Origin of the sequence: Neisseria weixii (assembly GCF_042658245.1) — a bacterium.
GTDB lineage: Bacteria > Pseudomonadota > Gammaproteobacteria > Burkholderiales > Neisseriaceae > Neisseria > Neisseria weixii.
Genome location: NZ_JBHSPY010000035.1, coordinates 1 through 25,031 on the forward strand (window position 1 = coordinate 1; position 25,031 = coordinate 25,031).

The 25,031-nt window shown below is 51.4% G+C and carries 16 protein-coding genes, 1 pseudogene and 1 CRISPR repeat array; of the genes and pseudogenes, 11 read left to right on the forward strand and 6 right to left on the reverse strand.

Features of this window, described 5'->3' with window-relative positions:
• The first annotated feature begins 697 nt into the window (after positions 1–697).
• From ACFPVS_RS11890 to putA, 10 genes are all read left to right on the forward strand, one after another.
• A complete protein-coding gene (locus tag ACFPVS_RS11890) occupies positions 698–2,983 on the forward strand; it encodes a CRISPR-associated helicase/endonuclease Cas3 (RefSeq protein ID WP_096296176.1) in 2,286 nt (761 codons plus the stop codon).
• A gap of 82 nt (positions 2,984–3,065) precedes the next feature.
• On the forward strand, positions 3,066–3,296 hold the full coding sequence (locus ACFPVS_RS11895; RefSeq protein ID WP_096295768.1) for a DUF2188 domain-containing protein: 231 nt from the start codon (positions 3,066–3,068) through the stop codon (positions 3,294–3,296).
• 121 nt (positions 3,297–3,417) lie between these two features.
• Positions 3,418–4,092 carry a type I-C CRISPR-associated protein Cas5c gene (cas5c, locus tag ACFPVS_RS11900; RefSeq protein ID WP_096295767.1) on the forward strand — a complete coding sequence of 225 codons (675 nt, stop codon included), beginning with the start codon at positions 3,418–3,420 and terminating at the stop codon, positions 4,090–4,092.
• Positions 4,089–5,879, forward strand: coding sequence for a type I-C CRISPR-associated protein Cas8c/Csd1 (gene cas8c / locus ACFPVS_RS11905; protein WP_123804953.1), 1,791 nt, complete (start codon positions 4,089–4,091; stop codon positions 5,877–5,879). The genes cas5c and cas8c overlap by 4 nt, the downstream gene beginning before the upstream one ends.
• Positions 5,880–5,881: 2 nt before the next feature.
• A complete protein-coding gene (gene cas7c, locus ACFPVS_RS11910; RefSeq protein WP_096295765.1) occupies positions 5,882–6,745 on the forward strand; it encodes a type I-C CRISPR-associated protein Cas7/Csd2 in 864 nt (287 codons plus the stop codon).
• 325 nt (positions 6,746–7,070) lie between these two features.
• Complete coding sequence (cas4, locus tag ACFPVS_RS11915) at positions 7,071–7,703, forward strand: CRISPR-associated protein Cas4 (RefSeq protein ID WP_096295763.1); 633 nt, start codon at positions 7,071–7,073, stop codon at positions 7,701–7,703.
• Between the two features lie 10 nt (positions 7,704–7,713).
• Complete coding sequence (locus ACFPVS_RS11920) at positions 7,714–9,201, forward strand: RNA-directed DNA polymerase (RefSeq protein ID WP_096295762.1); 1,488 nt, start codon at positions 7,714–7,716, stop codon at positions 9,199–9,201.
• A 177-nt stretch (positions 9,202–9,378) separates the two neighbouring features.
• Positions 9,379–10,392 carry a type I-C CRISPR-associated endonuclease Cas1c gene (gene cas1c / locus ACFPVS_RS11925; RefSeq protein ID WP_378595811.1) on the forward strand — a complete coding sequence of 338 codons (1,014 nt, stop codon included), beginning with the start codon at positions 9,379–9,381 and terminating at the stop codon, positions 10,390–10,392.
• Between the two features lie 65 nt (positions 10,393–10,457).
• Complete coding sequence (gene cas2 / locus ACFPVS_RS11930) at positions 10,458–10,751, forward strand: CRISPR-associated endonuclease Cas2 (protein WP_123804956.1); 294 nt, start codon at positions 10,458–10,460, stop codon at positions 10,749–10,751.
• A gap of 190 nt (positions 10,752–10,941) precedes the next feature.
• A CRISPR array of direct repeats spans positions 10,942–12,499; the repeat unit is 32 nt; unit sequence TCAGCCGCCCACGGGCGGCTGTGTGTTGAAAC.
• 255 nt (positions 12,500–12,754) lie between these two features.
• Complete coding sequence (gene putA / locus ACFPVS_RS11935; RefSeq protein ID WP_378595812.1) at positions 12,755–16,360, forward strand: bifunctional proline dehydrogenase/L-glutamate gamma-semialdehyde dehydrogenase PutA; 3,606 nt, start codon at positions 12,755–12,757, stop codon at positions 16,358–16,360.
• A 389-nt stretch (positions 16,361–16,749) separates the two neighbouring features.
• On the opposite strand, the gene gshA is transcribed toward putA, so the two are convergent.
• Together gshA and ACFPVS_RS11945 are read right to left on the reverse strand one after the other, a co-directional pair.
• Positions 16,750–18,297 (reverse strand): glutamate--cysteine ligase, encoded by a 1,548-nt coding sequence (gene gshA, locus ACFPVS_RS11940; RefSeq protein WP_096295760.1) that lies wholly within the window; start codon positions 18,295–18,297, stop codon positions 16,750–16,752.
• A 242-nt stretch (positions 18,298–18,539) separates the two neighbouring features.
• Positions 18,540–19,361 (reverse strand): HpcH/HpaI aldolase/citrate lyase family protein, encoded by an 822-nt coding sequence (locus ACFPVS_RS11945; RefSeq protein WP_096295759.1) that lies wholly within the window; start codon positions 19,359–19,361, stop codon positions 18,540–18,542.
• A gap of 792 nt (positions 19,362–20,153) precedes the next feature.
• Here ACFPVS_RS11945 and ACFPVS_RS11950 point away from each other — a divergent pair.
• On the forward strand, positions 20,154–20,360 hold the full coding sequence (locus ACFPVS_RS11950) for a hypothetical protein (RefSeq protein WP_157742775.1): 207 nt from the start codon (positions 20,154–20,156) through the stop codon (positions 20,358–20,360).
• A 123-nt stretch (positions 20,361–20,483) separates the two neighbouring features.
• On the opposite strand, the gene ACFPVS_RS11955 is transcribed toward ACFPVS_RS11950, so the two are convergent.
• The 4 genes and pseudogenes from ACFPVS_RS11955 to ACFPVS_RS11970 all read right to left on the reverse strand — a co-directional run bounded on the left by ACFPVS_RS11955 (position 20,484) and on the right by ACFPVS_RS11970 (position 24,894).
• Positions 20,484–22,163, reverse strand: coding sequence for a choline/carnitine O-acyltransferase (locus tag ACFPVS_RS11955; protein WP_378595813.1), 1,680 nt, complete (start codon positions 22,161–22,163; stop codon positions 20,484–20,486).
• A 115-nt stretch (positions 22,164–22,278) separates the two neighbouring features.
• On the reverse strand, positions 22,279–22,404 hold the full coding sequence (locus tag ACFPVS_RS11960) for a hypothetical protein (protein WP_269768608.1): 126 nt from the start codon (positions 22,402–22,404) through the stop codon (positions 22,279–22,281).
• A gap of 3 nt (positions 22,405–22,407) precedes the next feature.
• Complete coding sequence (locus ACFPVS_RS11965; protein ID WP_096295758.1) at positions 22,408–23,952, reverse strand: BCCT family transporter; 1,545 nt, start codon at positions 23,950–23,952, stop codon at positions 22,408–22,410.
• Between the two features lie 287 nt (positions 23,953–24,239).
• Positions 24,240–24,894: pseudogene (locus ACFPVS_RS11970) on the reverse strand (IS1595 family transposase).
• Positions 24,895–25,031: the final 137 nt, after the last annotated feature.

A 25,031-nucleotide genomic window follows, 5' to 3' on the forward strand; every position in this document is an offset into this window, starting at 1 on the left:
GTACGGCTCGGTATTTGAAGTGTAGGTTATATTTGGACATAAGAAAACTGCACCTTTTAAAGTTGGCGGGGGTGTCCGACTTTTGGGGTGCAGTTCAGGGATTTTCAGACGGCCTCTTTATCCATGTTTTAGATTTTATTGATTTGTTATATTTGTGATGAAAATTACTTAATAAACAGTTACAATCATTTGGCATACTGAAGATTTTAATATTCAAAAAGAAGAAAGGGAATAGGCAACCGCACCCGTGCGTGAATTTGATCTGGCCACACGATCAGTTGAAACACATTTGGTTGAAGCTGCTGAAACTGCACAGGCATTGGTTGCCAAACCGGATTTTTTAAATCAGGACAACTGCTTGGGCTAATGCACGATTTCGGTAAAATTCGCCGGCATTTTAGAAATCAAAGCAGCAATGGGCGTAAATCGTGATACGGGTGTGGAAGATACGTTTCCGAACGGCCGGAAAATCGACCATTCAACTGCCGGCGCGCAGTGGACGTGGTCGTCTGAAAAACTCGGAACAGTAAACGGTGTCGGGGAGTTTATCGGGCAGATACCGCCCCTGTGCGTTGTTTCGCCATGGCGCAGGACTGGTTGACCGTTTGAGTTCCGAAAGCAAGACTGTTTGAGTGAAGCGTGTGCTATTGAATTTCAACATTTTTCGGGTAATTTTTTATTAGATGTGGAGTTTAACATGGTGCAAATCTGTAACGGCAAAACTATCTATCACGCCCATTCGGCTGAAAATCTTCCCGAATCCCAATGGCAAACCTTAAGCAGCCATCTTTCCCGAGTCGGCGAGATGGCGGCGGGGTTTGCCGGTTTTTTTGGTGCGGAAGAAACCGCCCGCCATACTGGCCTGTTGCACGACTTGGGTAAATACACGCCTGAATTTGCTGCACGCTTGCGTGGCGGAAAATCGGTTGACCACGCCACCGCAGGCGCGAAAATTGCGGTAGAACGGTTCAGCGACAAGGCAGGCAAGCTGATGGCCTTCTGCATTGCCGGCCACCATGCCGGTTTGGCCAACGGCGATGGCGATGGCGATAACCGCCGCACTTTGACGCAACGTCTTGCCTTGTCTTTCGGTACAGACATTCCCGATCTTGCTCCCGTTTGGCAGCAGGAAATCGCCCTGCCGGAAAAGCTGCCCGCACCACCCTTGAAGGCCGACGCCCATCACAAATGGTTTTCCTATGCTTTCTTCACCCGAATGCTGTATTCCTGCTTGGTAGATGCTGATTTTCTCGATACCGAAGCCTTTTATGCTTCCGTTGAAAACAAAGCTGTGCAGCGCGGCGGCCATCCCGATTTAAAAGCACTGCAACAGCGTTTCAATACCTTTATCGAATCTTTCAGACGGCCTGCCGAGCAGATTCCGGCAAGCGAAGCCGAACAACGCCCCGCCGCGCTTAACCGTCTGCGCAGCAATATTCTCGACCATGCCGTTGCCCAAGCCGGCGAGCAGCCCGGCCTGTTTACCCTTACCGTGCCCACTGGCGGTGGCAAAACCTTCACCTCGATGGCGTTTGCCTTGGAGCACGCCAAGCTCCACGGCATGCGGCGCGTGATTTACGTGATTCCCTTTACCAGCATCATCGAGCAAAACGCCGCCGAGTTCCGCAAAGCCTTCGGCGATTTGGGCGAAGCCGCCGTATTGGAACACCACAGCACCTTCAACGACAGCAAGCTCAAAGATCAGAACAGCAAAGACAAACTGTGCCAAGCCTCCGAAAACTGGGATATGCCCGTGGTGGTAACCACCGCCGTGCAGTTTTTCGAATCGCTGTTTGCCGACCGCTCCTCGCGCTGTCGCAAGCTGCACAATATCGCCGGCAGCGTGATTATTCTCGACGAAGCGCAAATGCTGCCGCTCAACCTGCTGCTGCCCGTGATGCAGGCCATCAAAGAGCTGGCGCGAAACTACCGTTGCAGCGTGGTGATGTGCACCGCCACCCAGCCCGCCGTGCAGGCCGAACACGGCTTTTACCGCGGCTTTGAAAACGTGCGCGAAATCGCCCCGAATCCGACTGCACTTTTCGAGCAACTGCGCCGAACCACCGTGCAGCACATCGGCCTGCAAACCGATGCCGACCTGTTGGAAAAGCTCGGGCACCACCGGCAAATGCTCATCATCGTCAACAACCGCCGCCACGCCCGCAGCCTGTATGACAGCGCCAAGCCGCTTGGCGGCGTGTTCCACCTCACCACCCTGATGTGCGCCAAACACCGCAGCCAAATGCTGGAAACCATCCGAGGCCGTCTGAAAAACGGCGAACCCTGCCGCGTGATCGCCACTTCTTTAATCGAAGCGGGCGTGGATGTCGATTTCCCACTGGTGATGCGCGCCGAAGCCGGGCTGGATTCCGTCGCCCAAGCCGCCGGACGCTGCAACCGCGAAGGCAAAAGGCTGGCTGAAGAGAGCTTTGTCTGGATATTCCAGCCCGAATCGCAATGGAAAGCCCCCGCCGAACTCGGCCTGCTTTCCGGTGTCATGCGTTCCGTGGTGCGGCAGCATGCCGATGATTTACTATCGGTAGAAGCCATCGGCAGTTACTTTCGCGAAGTTTACCAACTCAAAGGCGCTGAGCTGGATCAGCGCCGAATCCTCGCCATGCACCACAACGCAGGCAGCAGCCTCAACTTCCCCTTCCAAACCATCGCGGCAAAGTTCCGCATGATCGAAACCCATATGCAGCCGCTGATTATTCCGTTAGACGATGAGGCAGAACGCCTGATCGACAGCCTGCGTTACGCCGACCAAATCGGCGGACTGTTGCGCAAACTCCAGCCATATACCGTGCAAGTGCCCGAGCGTGCCATGCAGGCACTCTTCAGAGATGGCTGTATCGAACCCATCAATGACGAGCGGTTTGGCAAGCAGTTCTACTGCCTGATTGGTCTGGGTCTTTATGACAAGGTGGCGGGCTTGAGCTGGGATAACAGCATCTTCATTGCCGCTGAAGAAAGTGTTATCTAAAACATGATAAATTGAAAAAAATTATTGGATAAAATGGAAGAAGCCATTAGACTGTGGTCTCTATCAAGTAAAGGAGTTGGCTATGAGCAAGAAAAATCAACATGTTGTCCTCCATTCTGACGGATGGGCAGTTAAGGGAGCAGGGAACAGCAAGGCGACAGCTGTGTATGGAACACAGAAGGAGACCATCGCTCGCGCGGAAGTTATTGCCAAAAATCAGCGTGCAGATACCAAGATTCACGGAGCGGATGGCAGGATTCGGGCGGGCAACAGTTACGGCAATGATCCTTGTCCGCCACGCGACAAAAAATAGGAGGGGTTTTCGATTATCGGAATTGAGATAGTCGCGGGTCGAAATAATTTGTCATGGTTTTAAATGAAAACCGCCTCCCTTCGGGGAGGCGTGGGTTAACAAAATCATAGGAGAACAAAAAATGAATCGGGTACGCCTACACATTTGGGGCGATTACGCCTGTTTTACCCGTCCGGAAATGAAGGTGGAACGGGTGTCTTACGATGTCATCACGCCGTCGGCGGCGCGCGGGGTGTTGGCGGCGGTGCATTGGAAGCCGGCGATCCGCTGGGTGATTGACCGCATTTATGTGTTGAAGCCGATCCGTTTTGAATCGGTGCGGCGCAATGAGTTGGGCGGCAAGATTTCGGAGAGCAAGGTCAGCGGGGCGATGCGGCGCAAGAGCGTGGAAGGTTTGTACATGCTGATTGACGACGACCGCCAGCAGCGCGCGGCGACAGTGTTGAAAGACGTGGGTTATGTGATTGAAGCCCATGCGGTGCTGACGGCTAAAGCGGGTGCGGACGATACGATTACCAAGCATATCGAAATGTTTAAGCGGCGGGCGCTAAAGGGGCAGTGTTTTCAGCAGCCGTGCATGGGTGTGCGCGAGTTTCCGGCGCATTTTGCTTGGGTGGATGATGACGGTGTTTTTCCCGAATCATGCCTGTCTGAAAGCGAAGCCAACCGAGATTTGGGCTGGATGCTGCACGATATTGATTTCGACCACGGCAATCTGCCGAAATTTTTCCGTGCCGAAATGAAAAACGGGGTCATCGAAGTGCCGCCGTTTTACGCCGAGGAGGTGAAAGCATGATTTTGGCTTCACTGGCGCGTTATTACCGCCGCTTGGCAACGCAAAATGATGATGTTGGCAATCCGAAAGTGCCGCCTTACGGCTTTAGCGAGGAAAAAATCGGCTGGGTTTTGGTGTTGGATAAAGAAGGCCGTCTGCAAGATGCAGTGCCGAATTTAACGGCGGATAAAAAGCCGCAGCCGAAACTGATGAGCGTGCCGCAATCTTTCAAGCGCCCTGGGACAACGCCTAAACCATTTTTTCTGTGGGACAAAACCGCTTATGCCTTGGGCGTGGAAGCCAATAAAGACAAGGCGCAGGCGAAAACAGAACCTGTGGTGCCATCCGAAAAAACCTTCGAGGCGTTCCGGCAATATCATTTGGATTTGTTGCAACACGAACAAGACGAAGGTTTGCAGGCGCTCTACCGCTTTTTGCAACACTGGCAGCCCGCGCAGTTTGCTGATTATCCATGCCTGTCTGAAACGCCGGACGCCAATGTGGTGTTCGCTTTGGATAAGCCTTCCGCCTTGATTCACAAGCGCGAAGAGGCGCAAACACTGTGGGCAGGCCGTCTGAAAAGCGACGAAGCCGAGCAGGGCTTGTGCCTGATCAGCGGCGAAGAAGCGCCGATTGCGCGGCTGCATCCGGCGATTAAGGGCGTGTTCGGCGGGCAGAGTTCGGGCGGTTCGATTATTTCGTTTAACAAAGAATCCTTTGCTTCGTTCGGCAAAGAGCAGGGCGCCAATGCGCCGGTGTCGGAAGTGTCGGCCTTTGCCTATACTACCGCGCTGAATTATCTGCTGCGCCGCGAAAACGGCCATTGCCTCACCATCGGCGATGCCAGCACGGTGTTTTGGGCGGAAGCTGCCGATAGCGAAACCGCCGCCGCAGCCGAAGATTTCTTTGCCGACATCATGACCCCGCCCGATGACGAGCAGCAAAGCCAAAAAGTATTCAATGTTTTGGAGCAAATCGCCAAAGGCCGCCCTTTGCAGGAAATCGCGCCCGATCTGTCGCCCGATACCCGCTTTTATATCTTGGGCTTGGCACCGAATGCGGCGCGGATTTCCATCCGCTTTTGGCTGGATACCACGTTCGGGCAGTTGGCGGCAAATCTGGCGCAGCATTGGCAGGATTTGGCGCTGGAGCCGCGGCCGTGGAAAACCGCACCGTCGGTGTGGCGTTTGCTGCTTCAGACGGCCGTGTTGGGCAAAAGCGAAAACATTTCCCCCGTTTTGGCAGGTGAGATGATGCGCGCCGTAATCGGCGGTACGCTGTATCCCATGAGCCTGTTGGCGCAGTTGATCGCCCGCATCCGTGCCGACGGCGATGCCAACGGCTTGCGCGTCGCCATGATTAAAGCCGTGTTACAGCGGCGTTTCAGAAAAGGTCTTATTCACGAGGAGGTTTCCATGAGTTTGAATACCGAAAGCCGAAATCAGGCTTATCTGCTCGGGCGTCTGTTTGCCGTGCTCGAGCGCATCCAGTATCAGGCGCTGGGCGAATTGAATGCGGGCATTGCCGACCGCTATTACGGCTCCGCATCCGCCGTGCCGTTTTCCGTTTTTCCGCGTCTGTTGTCGGGCGCCAAGCACCATTTATCGCGCCTGCGTAAAGACAAAGCCGGCATGGCGGTCAATCTCGACAAAGATTTGGGCGAGATTGTCGCCATGCTGCCTGAAACTTTCCCGCGCCATTTGAGCATCGATGAACAAGGCCGCTTTGCCATCGGCTATTACCAGCAAAAGCAAAGCTACTTCGCCAAAAAAGACCCCGCAGTTGCCCAAACACATGAAGGAGAATAAACATGTCCATCCAAAACCGCTATGAATTCGTTTACTTTTTTGACGTAACTAACGGCAACCCCAACGGTGACCCCGACGCCGGCAATATGCCGCGCCTTGATCCCGAATCCAGCAAAGGCCTGGTTACCGACGTGTGCCTGAAGCGCAAAATCCGCAATTTTGTCGAACTTGCCAGCGAAAACCAGCCGGGTTACGAAATCTACGTGAAAGACAAAGGCGTGCTGAACCTGCAAAACAAACGCGCCTATGAAGCCTTGGGCATCGAATCCGAAGCCAAAAAACTGCCCAAAGACGAAGCCAAAGCCCGCGACATCACCGCTTGGATGTGCAAAAACTTCTTCGACATCCGCACCTTCGGCGCCGTGATGACCACCGAAGTCAACAGCGGCCAAGTGCGCGGCCCCGTGCAACTGGCGTTCGCCCAATCCATCGACCCCATCGTGCCGCTGGAAATCTCCATCACCCGCATGGCCGTAACCAACGAAAAAGACCTCGAAAAAGAGCGCACCATGGGGCGCAAATACATCGTCCCCTACGCCCTTTACCGCGTGCACGGCTTTATCTCTGCCAACCTTGCCGCCAAAACCGGCTTTTCCGACGAAGATTTGGGCAAACTCTGGCAAGCCCTGCAATTGATGTTCGAGCACGACCGCTCCGCCGCCCGCGGTGAAATGGCCGCCCGCAAACTCATCGTCTTCAAGCACGACAGCGTCCTGGGCAGCCAGCCCGCGCATAAACTGTTCGAGCGCGTCAAAGTCGAACGCATCAGCGGCGAAAGCGGCACCCCAGCCCAGTCTTTCGCCGACTACCGAATCAGCGTCGATTCAGACGGCCTGGATGGTGTGGAAGTAATTGAAAAACTTTAAAAATTCAGAAACTTAATTTTCAGACAGGCATAGTGCAATGCCTGTCTGAAATTGCGTTCTGCCGGAAAAGCAGATGCCTGCCGCTCCCAATGTTTGGGTATGGCTGCATACGCAAACCTTTCTCTCTTATGGAGCAAACTGGGAGACGAGCTTTCCGGCCTGCTGAAATTTTTCAGGCCGTCTGAAAAAACATTGGAAACAGTCATATAGGCTGGGTTTGGCCCGGCCCGCGCAACGGTAAAAATTTCAGACGGCCTCTTCCCTTTTTTAAGGGTTTCGGCCTGTATGGATTTTTTCATAACCGCCAAACAAAGAAAAATAACCGATGGAAAACATTTCCCTTTCCGCCCTGCAACACTACGCCTTCTGCCCGCGCCAATGCGCGCTGATCCACAACGAACAGGCGTGGGCGGAGAATTTTCTCACCGCGCAGGGCAGGGCGTTGCATGAGCGGGTAGATTCGGGCGAGCCGGAAACCCGCAAAGGCGTGCGCTTTGAGCGCAGCGTGCATGTTGCGGCGGAAAAGTTGGGGCTGAGCGGCATACTCGATATGGTTGAGCACGATATTCGGACAGGCCGTCTGAAACCCGTGGAATACAAACGCGGCAAGCCCAAGCCCGAGCCGTTCGACGAAATCCAGCTTTGCGCGCAGGCGATGTGTTTGGAGGAAATGACGGGGCAGACCGTCGGCGAAGGCGCGCTGTGGTATATGCAGACCCGCCACCGCGTGCCCGTAGCGTTTTCAGACGGCCTCAGGGCGCAGACGCTGGACGTTATCCGCAAGGTGCACGAACTGCTGGACAGCGGCACCACCCCGCCGCCCGAATACGGCAAACGCTGCAAAGCCTGTTCGCTGGTGGAGATTTGCCAGCCTGCTTTGTTGGGGAAGGATAGGTCGGTGGGGTATGTGAAGGGGTTGTTTGGGGAAACTTTTTTAGCGAATAGAAATAATAAATAGGGAGATAAAAATGAATAGAACACCTATCTTGAAGTTAGATTGGGATAAAGCAAGAAGTTTTTTCTTGAAACATGAAAGTTATTGCAATATTGATTTGCCTAAATATTTTTCTTTTTCCGATTTGCTGGAAAAAATATCACAAGAGTTTATAGGAAAAGATTTAAATGACTTTTGCCAATCTAAAAGTGCAATGGGAAAACAAGATGGTGTAAATCATCTGATTTATGCTAATAAAGACGGAAAGCTCTCTTGGAGACCATTTCAAATTATTCATCCATTAGTTTATGTTGCATTAGTTCATGAGATAACGAAAGAAGATAATTGGGGAAAATTGCAAACTCGATTTAAGAAATTCCAGAGTAATGAAAAAATCAAATGTTTAAGTATTCCTGTTCAATCAGAAAATAAACAATCTGATAAAGCGCAACAAATCTCTAGCTGGTGGGAGCAGGTTGAGCAGCAATCCATTTTACTTGCATTGGAATACGATTATATTTTTGATACTGATGTGGCAGATTGCTATGGTTCAGTTTATACCCATGCAATTGCGTGGGCGGTAGAAAGCAAACAAGTCGCAAAAATAGAACGAAGCAATCATTCATTATTGGGTAACTTTATAGATAAGAGTATTCAAAATATACAAAACCAACAAACAAACGGTATCCCTCAAGGTTCAGTTTTAATGGATTTCATTGCTGAAATTATATTAGGCTATATTGACAGAATTTTAAGTGTTACTCTAAAAAAACAAGAAATAAAAAATTATAAAATTTTGCGCTACCGCGATGATTATCGGATTTTTGTTTGTAATCCTAATGATGGTGAGAAAATCTTAAAATATCTGTCTGAAATTATGATGCCGTTTGGTTTTAAACTAAATGCAAGTAAAACTAAAGGTAGTCAAGATGTGATTACTCAATCTATTAAAAAAGATAAATTGGCTTGGCTTGCTATTCCGCAAAATCATAGAATTAGTTTGCAGAAACAGATTTTATTGATTAGACAACATAGTATCAATTTTCCTAATTCAGGTAGTTTGAACGTGGCGCTTAATAAATTTGACAAAAAGTTAGAAAAAGCTAGGGTTATAAATAACCTTGAACAACTTGTTAGCATTGTTACTGATATTGCATACCACAATCCAAAGGTTATTCCTGTCTGTTGTGCCATTATTAGTAAATTATTGAATAGGTTGGATGATCATGGGGCTATGGCCAAGCTTGTTCATCAAAAATTAAGCCGAATGCCTAATTCTGGCTTCACTCAAATTTGGTTGCAACGGATGTTAAAAGCAGATTTAAATACTTACCTTTTTTCTGAAAAAATGTGTGATTTGAAGCAAATTTCTTTATGGAATAATAAATGGGTAAAAGAGAGTAAGATGCTTGATGTTCTAAATAATACGCTTATTTTTCAGCAAGATGAATTTGATAAATTGGAAAGTATTATTCCAAATGAAGAAATAGATATTTTTAATTTAGATATTTTTAATTATTAAATTATGTGAGTTTTTAATTAAATTCAATAGAGTTATTAAATAAATTACCATATTTTTTATTGATCCAATCTGTAATAAAACTGTTTTCAGACAACTATTCTTAACTAGATACTGTCTGAAAGTTTGAATTTTTCAGACGGCTTCTAAAGTGCGGTCAAAACCAAGGGGATTTTCCAAATGCGCAAACTTCAAAACACGCTCTACATCACCACCCAAGGCAGTTATCTGCATAAGGAGCGGGAGACGCTGGTAGTGGAGCAGGAGCGCAGGAAGGTAGCGCAGTTGCCGGTGCATTCCATCGGGCATATTTTCTGTTTCGGCAATGTGTTGGTGTCGCCGTTTTTGATGGGGTTTTGCGGGGAAAACGGGGTGAATTTGGCGTTTTTTACGGAAAACGGGCGGTTTTTGGGGCGTTTGCAGGGGCGGCAGGGCGGGAATGTGTTGCTGAGGCGGGCGCAGTACCGTGCGTCGGAGCAGAATCCTGTGCCGGTGGCGCGCAATATGATTGCGGCGAAGATTCAGGCTTCCAAGCGGGTGTTGCAGCGGCATATCCGCAATCATGGGGAAAATGCGGAGGTTCAGGCGGCGGCGGTGGCGCTGAATTTCGGTTTGCAGCAGTTGAAGCGGGCTGAGGGGCTGGATGTGATCCGTGGGATTGAGGGGGATGCGGCGGCGCGTTATTTCGGGGTGTTCCGCTATTTGCTGCGCGAAAACAGCGGTTTTGCGTTTGACGGCCGCAACCGCCGTCCGCCGCGCGACGGGGTGAATGCGCTGCTGTCGTTTCTTTACAGTATTGTGGGCAAGGAGATCGGCGGTGCGCTGCAGGGGGTGGGGCTGGATCCGCAGGTGGGTTTTCTGCACGCGGACAGGCCGGGGCGCGACAGTTTGGCGCAGGATATGTTGGAGGAATTCCGCGCGTGGTGGGTGGACAGGCTGGTGCTTTCGCTGATCAACCGCGGGCAGGTGAAGCTGCAGGATTTTGTGGCGGAGGCGGGCGGCGCGGTAAATATGAAGGCGGAGACGCGCAAGCTGCTGTTTCAGGCGTTGCAGGCGAAAAAGCAGGAGAAAATCGTGCATCCGTTTTTGCAGGAGGAAGTGGCCGTCGGCCTGCTGCCGCATATTCAGGCCATGCTGCTGGCGCGGCACCTGCGCGGCGATTTGGCGGAATATCCGCCGTTTTTGATGCGTTGATTTTTTTCAGACAGGCATTCAGACGGCCTCAATGCCTGTCTGAAAAATAAACAAGGGGAAATGTTGTGCTGATGCTGATTACTTACGATATTGCCCTGGACGACCCGCAAGGCCAAGCGCGCCTGCGCCGTATCGCCAAACATTGTTTGGACTACGGCGTGCGCGTGCAATATTCGGTGTTTGAGTGCGATATTGCGCCCGATCAATGGGTTGTTTTGAAAGAAAAATTGTTGAAAACCTATAACCCCGAAACCGACAGCCTGCGCTTTTACCACTTGGGCAGCAAATGGCGGCGCAAGGTGGAGCACCACGGCGCAAAAGCGGCGGTGGATGTGTTTCAAGACACGCTGATCGTGTGAATCGCCAACCTGCGGTGCTCATCAAAATGCGGGCAGGTTGGCGAAACGGGAAGGTTCTTTAACAATCAGGAACTTAGCAAAGTATGTATGGCGGGAAAAGGCTGTGCTATACTCGCTTTGCGCCTTTGTCGGCGACTTTGGCGATTTAGGGCTGTAGAAGCCTTGAGTGGCAAGGGTTTCCGAGGAGGCTTCAGCCGCCCACGGGCGGCTGTGTGTTGAAACTACAGCTTTTTATTATGGTAGGTACTCTATTAGGTCAGCCGCCCACGGGCGGCTGTGTGTTGAAACCCAACAGACCTTTCAGCATCAGTGTTTTGGCCAGTCAGCCGCCCACGGGCGGCTGTGTGTTGAAACTCTATCACCAAAAAACAATGCACATCTACCAGAACAGCCGCCCACGGGCGGCTGTGTGTTGAAACGGTTTGTATGGCCTCAATATTCTGCGCCAACTCGTCAGCCGCCCACGGGCGGCTGTGTGTTGAAACCAACAAATTCCCGCGTGGCCAACACCACTGCCGGTCAGCCGCCCACGGGCGGCTGTGTGTTGAAACGAAAACGAAGAAAGTGATCTAAAACTCAAATAACTCAGCCGCCCACGGGCGGCTGTGTGTTGAAACTGTTATGGGGGTAGCTGCTGGCAGCTTTGTTGTGTCAGCCGCCCACGGGCGGCTGTGTGTTGAAACTCTACATAATTGTAAATCTCAAAAATGTATTTACTCAGCCGCCCACGGGCGGCTGTGTGTTGAAACCGAAATCCGAACAGGCAGATTTGCCTGACGAACTCAGCCGCCCACGGGCGGCTGTGTGTTGAAACTGTACAGAGTGGGATTTTCAGACGGCCTGAAAGGTGTCAGCCGCCCACGGGCGGCTGTGTGTTGAAACAAAGACTGTTCCGTTTGCATAGCTGGTATTTGTGTCAGCCGCCCACGGGCGGCTGTGTGTTGAAACTATAAAAGGCAGTAGAATCATCGCTACTAAGAGCTCAGCCGCCCACGGGCGGCTGTGTGTTGAAACTGCCTAGTTTTGAGCTGTCTGGCGGACAAGTCGAATCAGCCGCCCACGGGCGGCTGTGTGTTGAAACCCCCGCCTAATGCAACATTACCGGCCATCTGTCCGGTCAGCCGCCCACGGGCGGCTGTGTGTTGAAACAAAGCTGACGAAAACGCCCCAAAACCTGAACCTGTGTCAGCCGCCCACGGGCGGCTGTGTGTTGAAACAAAACATGGCTTGACGGTTTCGGTTGTGAAGACCTTCAGCCGCCCACGGGCGGCTGTGTGTTGAAACCGAAATCCGAACAGGCAGATTTGCCTGACGAACTCAGCCGCCCACGGGCGGCTGTGTGTTGAAACCCGATATGCCGGAAACTGCTCCAATTTACGATGATTCAGCCGCCCACGGGCGGCTGTGTGTTGAAACCCGATATGCCGGAAACTGCTCCAATTTACGATGATTCAGCCGCCCACGGGCGGCTGTGTGTTGAAACAAAATCTCTTGGGTATGGTTACAAAAAATGCCAGTTCAGCCGCCCACGGGCGGCTGTGTGTTGAAACCATTCTTTTGCGTAGCCCGCGATGTTTGAGGCGGTCAGCCGCCCACGGGCGGCTGTGTGTTGAAACGTCATCAATCGTCTTGCTCGGCTTTTCATGGATTTCAGCCGCCCACGGGCGGCTGTGTGTTGAAACAGGTACTAATCCATCTCCTAATAATTCAGTAGATTCAGCCGCCTTCGGGCGGCTGTGTGTTGAAATGTTCCCGGAGCAAGTCAGATGATGACTAATATCTTTCCGTCGCTTTAGGATGTCTATATGTGGCAATAGCCACTAAACCCCACACGCTAAATTAACGAAAGCAACCGTAAAAAGCGGTGTATTACGATGTCTCTTTGTTATTGAGTTAATCTAAGTTTGAACCAAGTTAAAGTATGCTAAAAAATCATGCCGTCTGAACGTGATTTTGGTATATGATTTAAAAATGAATGCCATTTGATTTCAGGAGAAAAATCCATGTTCCAATTTGCCCATCCCCAACAAACTCTGCTGCGCCAAGCGGTGACTGAGGCTTACCGCCGCGATGAAGTCGAAGCGGTGAACGATATGCTGCAGCAGGCGCAGATGACGGATGAGGAGCGTCGTGCTGCCGATGATTTGGCGCGCCGTTTGGTGACGCAGGTGCGGGCGAGCCGTACCAAAGCGAGCGGTGTGGATGCGCTGATGCATGAATTTTCGTTGTCGAGCGAAGAGGGTGTGGCGCTGATGTGTTTGGCTGAGGCTTTATTGCGTATTCCGGATAATGCCACGCGCAATAAATTGATTGCCGACAAGCTTTCAGACGGCGATTGGAAAAGCCATCTGAACCACAGTCCGAGCCTGTTTGTGAACGCGGCGGCTTGGGGTTTGCTGGTAACCGGTAAATTGACCACTACGACCAACGAACAAAACTTGGGTTCGGCATTGAGCCGCGTGTTGGGCAAGGGCGGTGCGCCGTTGATCCGCAAAGGGGTAGACTATGGCATGCGTATGCTGGGTAAGCAGTTTGTGACCGGCCAAACCATTGAAGAAGCGTTGGGAAACGGCAAAGAGCGTGAAAAACTGGGCTACCGTTTCTCATTCGATATGCTGGGTGAAGCGGCGTTTACCCAAGCCGATGCCGACCGCTACTATCAGGATTACGCCACTGCGATTCACGCCATCGGCAAGGATGCGGCAGGTCAGGGCGTGTACGACGGCAACGGCATTTCGGTGAAATTGTCGGCGATTCATCCGCGCTATTTCCGTGCGCAACACGAGCGCGTGATGACGGAATTGCTGCCGAAATTAAAAGAATTGTTTGTTCTGGCGAAGCAATACGATATCGGACTGAACATCGATGCCGAAGAAGCCAACCGCTTGGAATTGTCGCTGGACTTGATGGAAGCTTTGGTTTCCGATCCTGATTTGGCTGGCTACAACGGTATTGGTTTTGTGGTGCAGGCCTACCAAAAACGCTGTCCGTTTGTGATTGATTATTTGGTGGATTTGGCGCGCCGCAACAATCAGAAGCTGATGATCCGCTTGGTAAAAGGCGCGTATTGGGACAGCGAGATCAAATGGGCGCAGGTGGACGGCCTCAACGGCTATCCTGTATACACCCGCAAAGTGCATACCGACATTTCCTATCTGGCTTGCGCGCGCAAACTGCTGGACGCGCAAGATGCCGTGTTCCCTCAATTTGCCACCCACAATGCTTACACGCTGGCGGCGATTTGCGAAATGGGTAAGGGTAAGGATTTTGAACACCAATGTCTGCACGGTATGGGCGAAACCCTGTATGACCAAGTGGTCGGCCCGCAAAACTTAGGCCGCCGCGTGCGCATTTACGCGCCGGTGGGCACGCATGAAACGCTGCTGGCGTATTTGGTGCGCCGTTTGCTGGAAAACGGTGCCAATTCGTCGTTTGTGAACCAAATCGTTGATGAAAAAATCAGCATTGACGAGCTGATTCGCAGCCCGTTCGACACCATTGCCGAAGAAGGCATTCATTTGCATGCCGCTTTGCCGCTGCCGCGCGATTTATACGGCAAAGGCCGTCTGAATTCGCAAGGGGTGGATTTGAGCAATGAAAATGTGTTGCAGCAATTGCAGCAAAAAATGAATCAAGCGGCGGCGCAAGCGTTTCAGACGGCCTCGATGATTAATGGCAAGCTGCGTGAAGCCAACGCGCCGCAAGATGTGAACAATCCTGCCGATCATGGCGATGTGGTGGGTACGGTTTCATTTGCCGATGCCGCCTTGGCGCAAGAAGCGATTGCCGAAGCCGTGGCTGCGCAAGCCGCTTGGGGTGCGACACCGGCTGCCGAACGTGCTGCCTGTTTGCGCCGTTTGGCCGATTTGATGGAGCAGCACACGCCCGCATTGATGATGCTGGCCGTGCGCGAAGCGGGCAAAACGCTGCAAAACGCCATTGCCGAAGCGCGCGAAGCCGTCGATTTCTGCCGCTACTATGCCGATGAAGCCGGGCAAACTTTACCCGCCAATACCCAAGGCGTGGGTACGATTGTCGCCATCAGCCCGTGGAATTTCCCGTTGGCTATTTTTACCGGCGAAGTGGTGGCCGCATTGGCTGCCGGCAACACCGTAGTCGCCAAACCTGCCGAGCAAACCAGTTTGATTGCTTCGTATGCCGTGTCGTTGATGCATCAAGCCGGTGTGCCGTCTGAAGCTTTGCAGTTGGTATTGGGTGCAGGCGAAACCGGTGCGGCTTTAACACAAGACCCACGCATCAGCGGCGTGATTTTCACCGGTTCGACTGAAGTGGCACGCCTGATTAACCAAACCTTGGCCAAACGCGATGACAATCCGGTGTTGATTGCTGAAACCGGCGGCCAAAATGCCATGATTGTCGATTCCACCGCATTGGCCGAACAAGTCTGCGCCGATGTGTTGAATTCCGCTTTCGATTCGGCCGGCCAACGCTGTTCGGCGTTGCGTATTTTGTGCGTGCAGGAAGATGTGGCCGATCATATGATTGAGATGATTAAAGGTGCGATGAATGAATTGGTGGTCGGTAATCCGCAATTGCTGAATACCGATGTCGGCCCGGTCATCGATGCCGAAGCGCAAACCAATCTGTTGGCGCACATTGGTAAAATGAAAGGTACGGCCAAATCGTTCCATGAAATCAAGGTTTCAGACGGCATTGATGACGCACAATCGACTTTTGTCGCCCCGATTTTGTTTGAATTGAACAATTTAAACGAATTGCAGCGCGAAGTGTTCGGCCCTGTGTTGCACGTGGTGCGCTACCGTGCCGACGAACTCGACAGTCTGATCGATCAAATCAACAGCAAAGGCTACGCGCTGACCCACGGCGTACACAGCCGCATCGACGCAACCGTGGATCACATCCGCAAACGCATTGAAGCGGGCAACGTGTACATCAACCGCAATATCGTCGGCGCGGTTGTCGGCGTGCAGCCGTTCGGCGGCCATGGTTTATCGGGTACGGGTCCGAAAGCAGGCGGCCCGTTCTACCTGCAACGCTTAAGCCGTCTGAAACAGTGGGCGGCGCCAACCTTGAGCAAAGTCGGTCAAGCCGATGACGAAGTCTTGAAACGCTTGGAAGCTGTGCTGCACAACCTGCCGATCAGCCAAGAATGCAAGCTCTCGATTGCGGCCGCTTTAGGCCAAGCCCGTATCCGAACACTGCGCCATGCCGAATCGGTGTTGGCCGGTCCGACCGGCGAGCGCAACGTATTGAGCTGGCATGCGCCGAAACGCGTGTGGATTTACGGCGGTGATTTGGTGCAGTCGTTCACCGCGTTGGTGCAACTGGCCGCCGCCGGTGTACAGGGCGTGATTGAAGCCAATCATCCGCTGGCTGCGGAAGTGGCGCATTTGGGCAATTTGCTGATTGTCGATAAACCGGAAAACGCCGGTATCAGCCACGTGGTTGCGCTGGAAGATTTGCCGGGCGGACGCAAACAGGCTCTGGCCGCCACCGACGGCGCGTTAATCCGCATCCTGCCGTCTGAAAACGGCTTGGACATTCTGCAAGTGTTTGAAGAAATTTCGTGCAGCATCAACACCACCGCAGCGGGCGGCAATGCCAGCCTGATGGCAATGTCGGATTAATTAATCTCTTAAATGTTAAAGGCCGTCTGAAAGATTGGGGAACAGTCCAATTTTTCAGACGGCCTAAATCTTTGCAAAACTCTTTTAAAAGTCAGCATGAGGCCTTTGCAAAACTCTCTGAAAAGCTACAGCACAGAGAACCGACGTCATTCCCGCGCAGGCGGGAATCTATTTTTGAGCATGACAAACTATTGAATAAAATAAGTTTCTTAAATTTTAAGATGGATTCCCGTCTGCACGGGAATGACGGTCGCTTGGGTTTTTATTGGTGGTGCATGAGGTTTGGCAAAGGCCTCAGTTTGTCTTATTCTGCTGAGTTTCATCGGATCTAGGCCAGAAAAAGCCATGCCGTCTGAAAGTTTCAGACGGCATGGCTTTTTTATCACGGTTTAAACCGTTAATTTCGCCAAACATTCGTGCAGCGGATTGAAATAGTTGGCCAAATAATCGTCAAACGGGATTTCATCGGCGGCTTTGGCTTCGATTTCGGCAAATTCCTGCAACGATTGCCGGCTTTGCGCTTCCAGCTTGGCTTGTACATCTTGAGGCAGCGGCTGCTTTAAAGTTTCCAGATGTTGCGCGGTCAAGCCCATTGCCCATGGCAGAAACTCTTGTTCGGCCATTTCGGCTTGCACACGTTGCGGCAGGCGCAGGGATTCGCCGCGGTTGGCGCGGATTTGGCTTTGTACGGCTTCGCGGTACCCGTTGTTGCCTGAACCTTGGTCAAGGCGCTCGGCAATCGGCAGGATTTCATGCAGGATTTCGTTTGCCCAATCTTGCGCAGAAATGCTGCGGCCGTTTTTAAACAGTCTGAATCCTTCGCTCAAGCCTGAACAGGCGGTGCGCAGGCGGTTGTGGTTGGCTTCATTGTAATCCGTATTGGTAAATGCAGGCGAATCTTTCAGCAAACACCACAGCATGAAGCTTTCCAAGAAATGGATTTGTTCCAAGCTGATGCCGGCGGGATCATACGGATTATTGTCGAGCAAACGCAATTCGACATAGGCGATGCCGCGAGCGCTCAAGGCGCTGATGGGCAATTCGCCTTTCTTTATCACCTGTTTCGGACGTGCGCCACTATAATATTCGTTGGCGATTTGCAGAATATTGGTGCTGATTTGGCGGTACAGTCCGGCAGGGCCGCGCAAGCCCAAGTATTCGTACACCGGCGCCGGTGTCAGCACTGCCGCACCCAAATCGCGGATGTATTCGTTCAAATGATTGAAGCTGACGCTGAAATCGACTTTATTTTGATAGCCGAGCTGGCTCATGCGCAGGGTGGTGGCGTTTTTCCAGGTAAAGCTTTGCTCGTGCAGACGGTCGAGCACATTTTGCGCCGGTTGGAAGCTTTGGTCGCAGGCAGGAGAAGTGCCGAACAGGTGGCAAATCAGCCAGCCGTAGCGCTGGATATTGCGAATCATGCCCATGTAACGCTCATTGCGCCAAGTGTCGGTCGGTTCCGCGCCTTCTTGCCCGACTAAGGCTGCCCACAGGCTTTCCGGCGGCGAATAGTTGAAATGCACGCCGGCAATCATCTGCATGGTGCGGCCATAGCGGTAAGACAGGCCAATGCGGTAAAGGCGTTTCAATTTTGCGCCGTTGCTTTGGCCGAAGTAGCCGATTTCGATGTGTTCGGGATTGTCGGGCAGACGGCAAGGCATGCTGGCTGCCCACATGCTTTCTTCGCCGATGTTTTGCGCGCTGAATTGGTGTAATTCCAAAAGCTGTTGATACACTGCTTTCGGGAATTGATGCGGATCGGTGACCAGTTCCAATAATGCTTCGCCATAATCGATGGTGATGTTCGGATGGGTATAGACATTGCCCAAGGCTTCTGGGTGGCGTGTCCCGGCAAGGTGGCCGTCGGCGGTGGTGCGAAGGCTCTCGCGCTCGATGCCGATGTTGCCGCCGGACAGTGGAAGGGTCTCGATGTTCATGTATTTTCCTTGGCAGAAAGTGTGGGCTTCTGCGAAAAGTGCCTATCGGGATGGCCGTCTGCTGCCATCAAACAGGGCGATTTTAGCACGGAACGGCAGCGGCGGAATATGCTTATGTGTGAATGAACGGCGGATATTCAGACGGCCAAACGGCAATTCACAAGCTATGCGGATCAGCCGGTAAGATGATAAGCAGAAGTGATTTCAGACGGCATGAGGCAATATTTCAGGCCGTCTGAATGTCAGTTTTGCTGCAAAATCCATTTTGCCCGTTCGATAACCGGCGCATCAATCATTTGTCCGTCTACTTGGAAAACGGCTTGGCCGCTGTGTTCTGCTTCGGCAACGACTTTGGCTGCAAAAGCCAACAAGTTTTCAGACGGCCTCAACGCTTCTTTTACGGCTACGACTTGTTTCGGGTGGATGCACAAAACCCCGCCGAAACCCATATCACGCCAGTATTCGGCATGGCGGCGGTTGGCTTCGTGGTCGTTGAAATCCGGGAAGGTGGTTTCGATGGGCGGGTGCAGATGGTTGATGCGGCTGTGCAGCAGCATATCGGTGCGCAGACGGTCGAATATGGTTTGCGCAGCAGCGGTGCCATAGCTCACGCCCAAATCATTGGACAAATCCAAGCAGCCGTAGGTCATCGCAAACAGGCCGTCTGAACGTGCCAATTGCCCGATGCCGGCCATGCCTTGCGCTGATTCAATGTCAGCGATAACCGGTTTGCCGGTGGCATGATGCAGCGAAGAAATTTCATCGGCCCGAACGGTTTTGGGAAGCACCAATCCTTTGATTTTTCTGATACTCTTTGCCGCCGCCACATCATCGGTATGAAACGGGCCGTGTGTGCCGTTAATCCGTACCCACACTTCGGGTGTATCGGCGCGGCCGCAATAATCCTCCGTATCCGCACGCGCTGCGGCCTTACGTTCGGGCTCAACCGTATCTTCCCAATCGACGATGACTTCGTCCGCACCGCAGTCAAAGGCTTTGGCGATGCGCTCGGGACGCGTGGCGGGAACGAACAGGAAAATTTTCGGAACCGGTCGGTGCAGCATGCTTTCTCCTTATTTTTAGGTTTTGGGTTGGACGATTGTAGCGGATTTTTCGGGGACATGCCGTCTGAAAATTGCCTCCCCTAATCTTTGGACAAGTTGAGAATTCTTCACAAACAGCCTTTTCAAGCCGGGTTCTGTAGGTAACAGTATTCAGCCTTTTTAAATTTCAACTAGGGGCTGTTGACGTTAAGCTTACCGCAAAGTCAAAGCATCTTCTGCCGGAAGCACATCGGTCAAAATGCAGCATTGAAGTTTCTACCTTTCAGACGGCCAAATACTTTATCCACTATTTGGGCCGCCATCCTACCGTTCGCTCTTTGCTCTAAAGAATAAGCAGCAATCTCGGTAGGACACATCCGGTATCGGCGATAAATACGGTTTGCTGTCAGTGCATTTGAAACCGGTCACATCGGCCAGCCATTTATCTCCCTGTTTCTTGACAGTAAACTCACGGTTGAGAAGGTTTGCCGAAGCATCCCCTATTGCTTACGGGCGGCGGGCTTTTTTGTTGAGTGCTTTGGCTTTTAAGCCCAATAAACGTATGATTCCCTACACTTTATTTTTGTTCCGCGACAATGCGGCGACAATGTGGCAGCCTTTGTGCCGGAGATAGGCCCCACTTAACTGCCGTTTGGGATGCCGCATCGGGATCGGGTTTGCCGATGCAGTAATGGTAACTGCTTTTGGAAATATCGGTAATGTGCGGCAGATATTTCAGCGGGTGTCCTGCTCAACGTTTGAACGGTTTCGCAGGTTTGGCGGCATTCCCCTTCCTTTTCATTGAAGGCTTCCGTGTTTTGGCAGCGTTCTCCGCTCTCATATAACGTTGCTTTTCAATCGTTTCTGCTGCATTTTTTCATGGTCGGTTTCGTCGGCGGTAAATGTTTTTTTACGTTTGGCCTTCATGGAATTTGCCTGCGGGTGTTGAAGTGTGGCGATACCGCCTTGCTGATAGGCGGTTATCCGGCAGGTGTGCGTGAGGCGCTGATTTGCATTTAAAAAGCCGAATCCTGTTACCTACAGAACCCGGCTTGGAAAGGTTGTTTGGAAAGATTCTCAATTTGTCCAAAGATTGGAGGGCAGTTCATAATTTTCAGACGGCCTTTGTCTGTCGTGAAGTGCTTATTCTGCGTTTAAAAACTCAAGCAGCTGTCTGCCTCCCCGGTTAAGTGCCGCTGAAAACGCACGCACTTCCTGCTCTTGATCGGCATGATAGCTGATTGTTACCAGCCAGCCGGCCTGTGTAAGCGTGTAGTTGATACCCAGTCCGCCTGGAGTGGTGGGAGCAAAGGCGAAGTTGACCACAACGGTATCATCGCCGACGGTGGAAGTGGAAAGGAAATCGGTAGTAAAGGCGCGATAACCTGCGTTTTTGAAGAATGCGGGCAGACAGGCGGAAACTTGAGGCGACATTAATTGTAAGCCGAGCAGGTGGCGGTTGGCTCCATGGCCTGATTTGGCGGTTTTGATGCGGGCTTTGTGCTCGTCAAGTGCAGCTTTCAGCATTTGACGGTCGGGTTTTCCTATTAGCAGGGTGTCGATGAAGGCCAGTGATTCCTGCGAAACCGGACGTATGCATTCGGTGCGGCCGCTTTGAAAGTGGCTTGCATCGACGGCTTCGTAGGTATTGCGGATGCGGCCGTAGGTGGAAAGTTGGGCGTATTGGAACAAAAATTGCGACAGTGCATCATGGCTCACTCCTTGGGGCACGCTTAGGCCGTTAAAAGGGATAAGCGTACTGCTGACGCGCATTTTGGCGGCTTTTTCGGTGTATTGGTACTGCCATTTGTCCCAGTTTTTTTGCAGGGTCGGGGGAAGCTGCCATTCGCAGCGTTTTACGGCGGGCAGCACTTTTACACCTGTAGGCGTATCAAGTTTGCCGGTGGCACGGGTAAGAATGCCTTTGAGTGCGCCACCGTCGGCCCATGTGTGTTCGCAATGAAGGAACAGGCGTCCGGTTGCGGTGTTGTAGCAATAAGTGGTTGGTTTGTAGCACCAAACGCGCTGCTGGGTTTGAAAGGTTGTTTCAGTCAAATCGTCATCGGCGTTCAGTGCGTCGTTGCTGATGCTGATGTGGAACAAGTCTTGTTTGATGTGTTCGAGCAGACGGGCATTGTCGGCTTGCTTTTGCAGATCGGCGCAAACACGGGCGGTTTTGTTGCCGCCGAGATAGCAGGGTGTGGCAACCGGGAAAGGGTTTTGGGCGGTGTCGGCCAAAATTTGCTCGAAAGCCTGTCTGAACGTATCGGGATGGTAGGCTTCGTATTGCTCATCCAGTACGGCGATGCGGTAATAAAAACCGTTGTGCAAAATACCGATATGGCGGCTGCCTTTGGGAGCGAAGTGGAAACTGTCGCTTCTTTTGCCGGGGATGCGGCAGGCACCTTGTAAAATCGCCCATTGATTCATGCACACTGGGACGCCTTGCGGTGTTTCTGCAGGAGGAATGCGTCCGTGGTGGTAATCGGCACATACTGCGGCCAAAGCAGCTGCCCATTGTGCCAGGCTTTTCCCCTGTTTTTGGATACCGAAACCGACATTGCTGGCCAGCGGCAGCGGTGTGCGGATGTCAAGATAGGATTGCAGCCAGGCATCAATCAGCCAGCTTTGTTCTGCTTGTTTGTCAAACCGAATCAGCGCATCCTGCATGGCGCGGCCTTTGCCGCGGGCGGATTGGAAATGGCGCGCAGCGGCTTCGGTTCCGGCATATTCCTCATCGGTAAGCAAGGGACGGACCTGCTTTAGGTAGCGCTCGCAGGTTTCGTCCAAATCGGGTATGGGAAGACGGGATATCGGTTGCATGGGGTTTCCTTTATCGGATGTCGGTTCAGAACTTGTCCGCCGTCCGTCTGCATACTGGAAGTATTACCGCAATGCAAACGGTAAACAGTTTTTCAGGCAGGAGACCGTCTGAAAATCAGTCTTTATCGAAAAAAGCGAGCTTGACGACATAGCATAAAAACAATAAGGCCAAAAACAGCATCACGGTTTCGACAATATTGTCGTACAGGTTTTGGTTCCAATAGAAAATATCTTTTTTCACGGCTCATTCCTTGCACGTACGGGGTACGTCGCTGTTGAGCTGGCGCCAGAGTGCGGCAAACCAGAGATACATCACAAACACAAAAGGAAAGCCCGAAAAAGAACCGACGGCCTTAATACCTTCCATTTTGCCAGAGAAAATCACGGCGTAGCTGATTAGGGTCATGAACACAGACCACACTACCGCACGGAATTTGTTTTCACTGCGCCCGTCATTACTGGTCATAATGCCCAGCGAAATGGCCGCACTGGTAACAGTAGTTACAATAAAACCCAAGAAAAGCGCAATGGTAACGGGTTTGGTAAAACCCGATAACGGCAGCATATTAAGCAGATAATAGAATGTGCCTTCATAGTCGCCTTTATTGGCGATTTCGGCCAAGCGGCCACTTCCTTCAACAGTATCGAGCAGACTGAAGCCGGAGAATACCGAAAACCAAATCACGATAAAGCCGGCCGGTATCATTACTGAAGCAAATACAAATTCGCGCAGCGTGCGCCCTTTGGAAATTTTGGCCAAAAACACGCCTACAAACGGAGCCCACGTTACCCACCAAACCCAATAAGCCATCGGATACCACACCACCCAATCGCGGTTGCGGAACATATAAAGCTCAAACGAATGATGAATGGTTTTGGTAATGATGTTGCCTATGGCAACAGTGACTGTACTCAAAAAATAATGCGTGGGGCCGACGGCAAACACAAACAACAACAAAACAACGGAAAGGTAAACGGTCCAGTCGCCGAGAAATTTCATTCCTTTATCAATCGGCAGCACCGCACCTGCGGTATAGAGCAATGCCAGTGCGGTAAGTATAGCCGCTTTCCAGCCGATGGCGTCAAAAGCGAAGCCTGTGATGATTTTCAAACCCGAAGCAATCTGTACCGACGCCATCGCGATCGAAGAAGATACCGACATCGCAATCGACAAAATTGCCATTCCGGTTACAATGATTCCCAAAGGTTTCGCCCATTTTTTGTGTTTGAACGCATATTGCAGCGGCGCGGCGGGCGTGCATTCGGTTTTGTGCTGATAGGTAAAATAAGCCATCACCAAGCCGGCAATCATATAAAGCGACCAAGCGGGAATACCCCAAACGTGCAAAGCCAGGCTCATCGCGTTTTCCACCTTTTGATATTCCGCCAGCCCTTCGGCCTGAATACCGGCGGGTGAGTGGAAATAATGCCAGAGTGCTTCAATCGGTCCAAAAAACACAATACCTACACCTATGCCTGCAGTAAACAGCATATTCATCCAAGAAAGAAAGGAATATCCGGGTTTGGCGTCTTTCCCGCCCAAGCGGATATTGCCGAAGCGTGGCGAGAGTGCTACCGAAAGCCCCACGGTAAAAGCCAGCAGCGGCAGCCACATAATCAACCAGTCGAATTTCAGATAGAAAAACTGACTGATATCGGAAATCGTGCCTGTGAGCAGAGTGGGATTAACAACGGCGGTAACGGCAAGCAAACCGACTAAAAGCGACGTCCACAAAAAATAATTCGGGCGTTTGCAGGAAGAAGGTGACTTTTCTTGAGATGCAGACATACACGGCCTTTTCAGAATGGCAGATATTTACGGAACAAGTAAGATGCGTGTATTTTTATATTTTTTGGTGCAGCAAAGCCAATCTGAAAGGTTCAGACGGCTATTTGTAAAGTTAAGGTTATTATACTCTATTTTATGTAAACATGATAGTTCAGGCCGTCTGAAAATATCAGTATCATTTCAAAGCAGTGAAGGTATTGCCAGAAAATGGGCAGCCTGAAACCATATTCACAGTGGACTAAAATGAAAATTTCCAATAAAAATATTGGGGCTGACGTAGATCAGCCCTAAATACCACACCATTTCCGCAGGGTTTTCAGCTGCCCGCCTGGAGTGCCGAAGTTAAACCCAACCCCACATTCTTTCAAGAACAGCGGGAATGATTTCCTGTCGATTCCGTTGTATTTGCGAAGGGTGTGCTTTGCCTGATTCCAAAAGTTTTCTATACCGTTAATATGGTTCTGGCGGTCTGCAAACAGCTTGGAATGATTGATGCGGAGGTGGGCAAATCTGCTTACATCCGGTACATCACAGTTTTTGCAAAAATCGGTATAAACAATGCTGTCAGGCATAATTTTCCGTTTAATAACAGTCAGTAAAGTTTCCTGTTCGGTATTATCCGCCACCAAAGCAAACACCTTGCCCTGCCGTTTCAGGATGCCGGAAACAGCCATTTTTCCTACTGCCCCACTACCGCGCTTACCTTTGCGCCGACCGCCGAAGCAGCTTTCGTCCAATTCTGCTGCACCGTCAAACACTTCGTCTGCATACAGTGCCGGATGATGCCCGATGAATTGGCGGATTTTGCGGTAAAACAGCATGGCTGAATTGGGCTGAATACCTGAAAATATCCGCAGCAGAACGGGCACTCACTTCCGGTACGGAAAATTCAAGCAGCTTTTTCTGTATGGATTTTCTTGATTTGCAATGGGTTATCTTCATTTTAGCAGCCTATCATGACTGCCAATCTACGTCAGCCCCAAGATTCTTATGAAAAAAATGATGACCGTAATCGCGTTGGCTTTTGTACTGTCCGCGTGCAGCCAACCGCGCACCGGCGGCTTTTTTGGTGCGTCCAA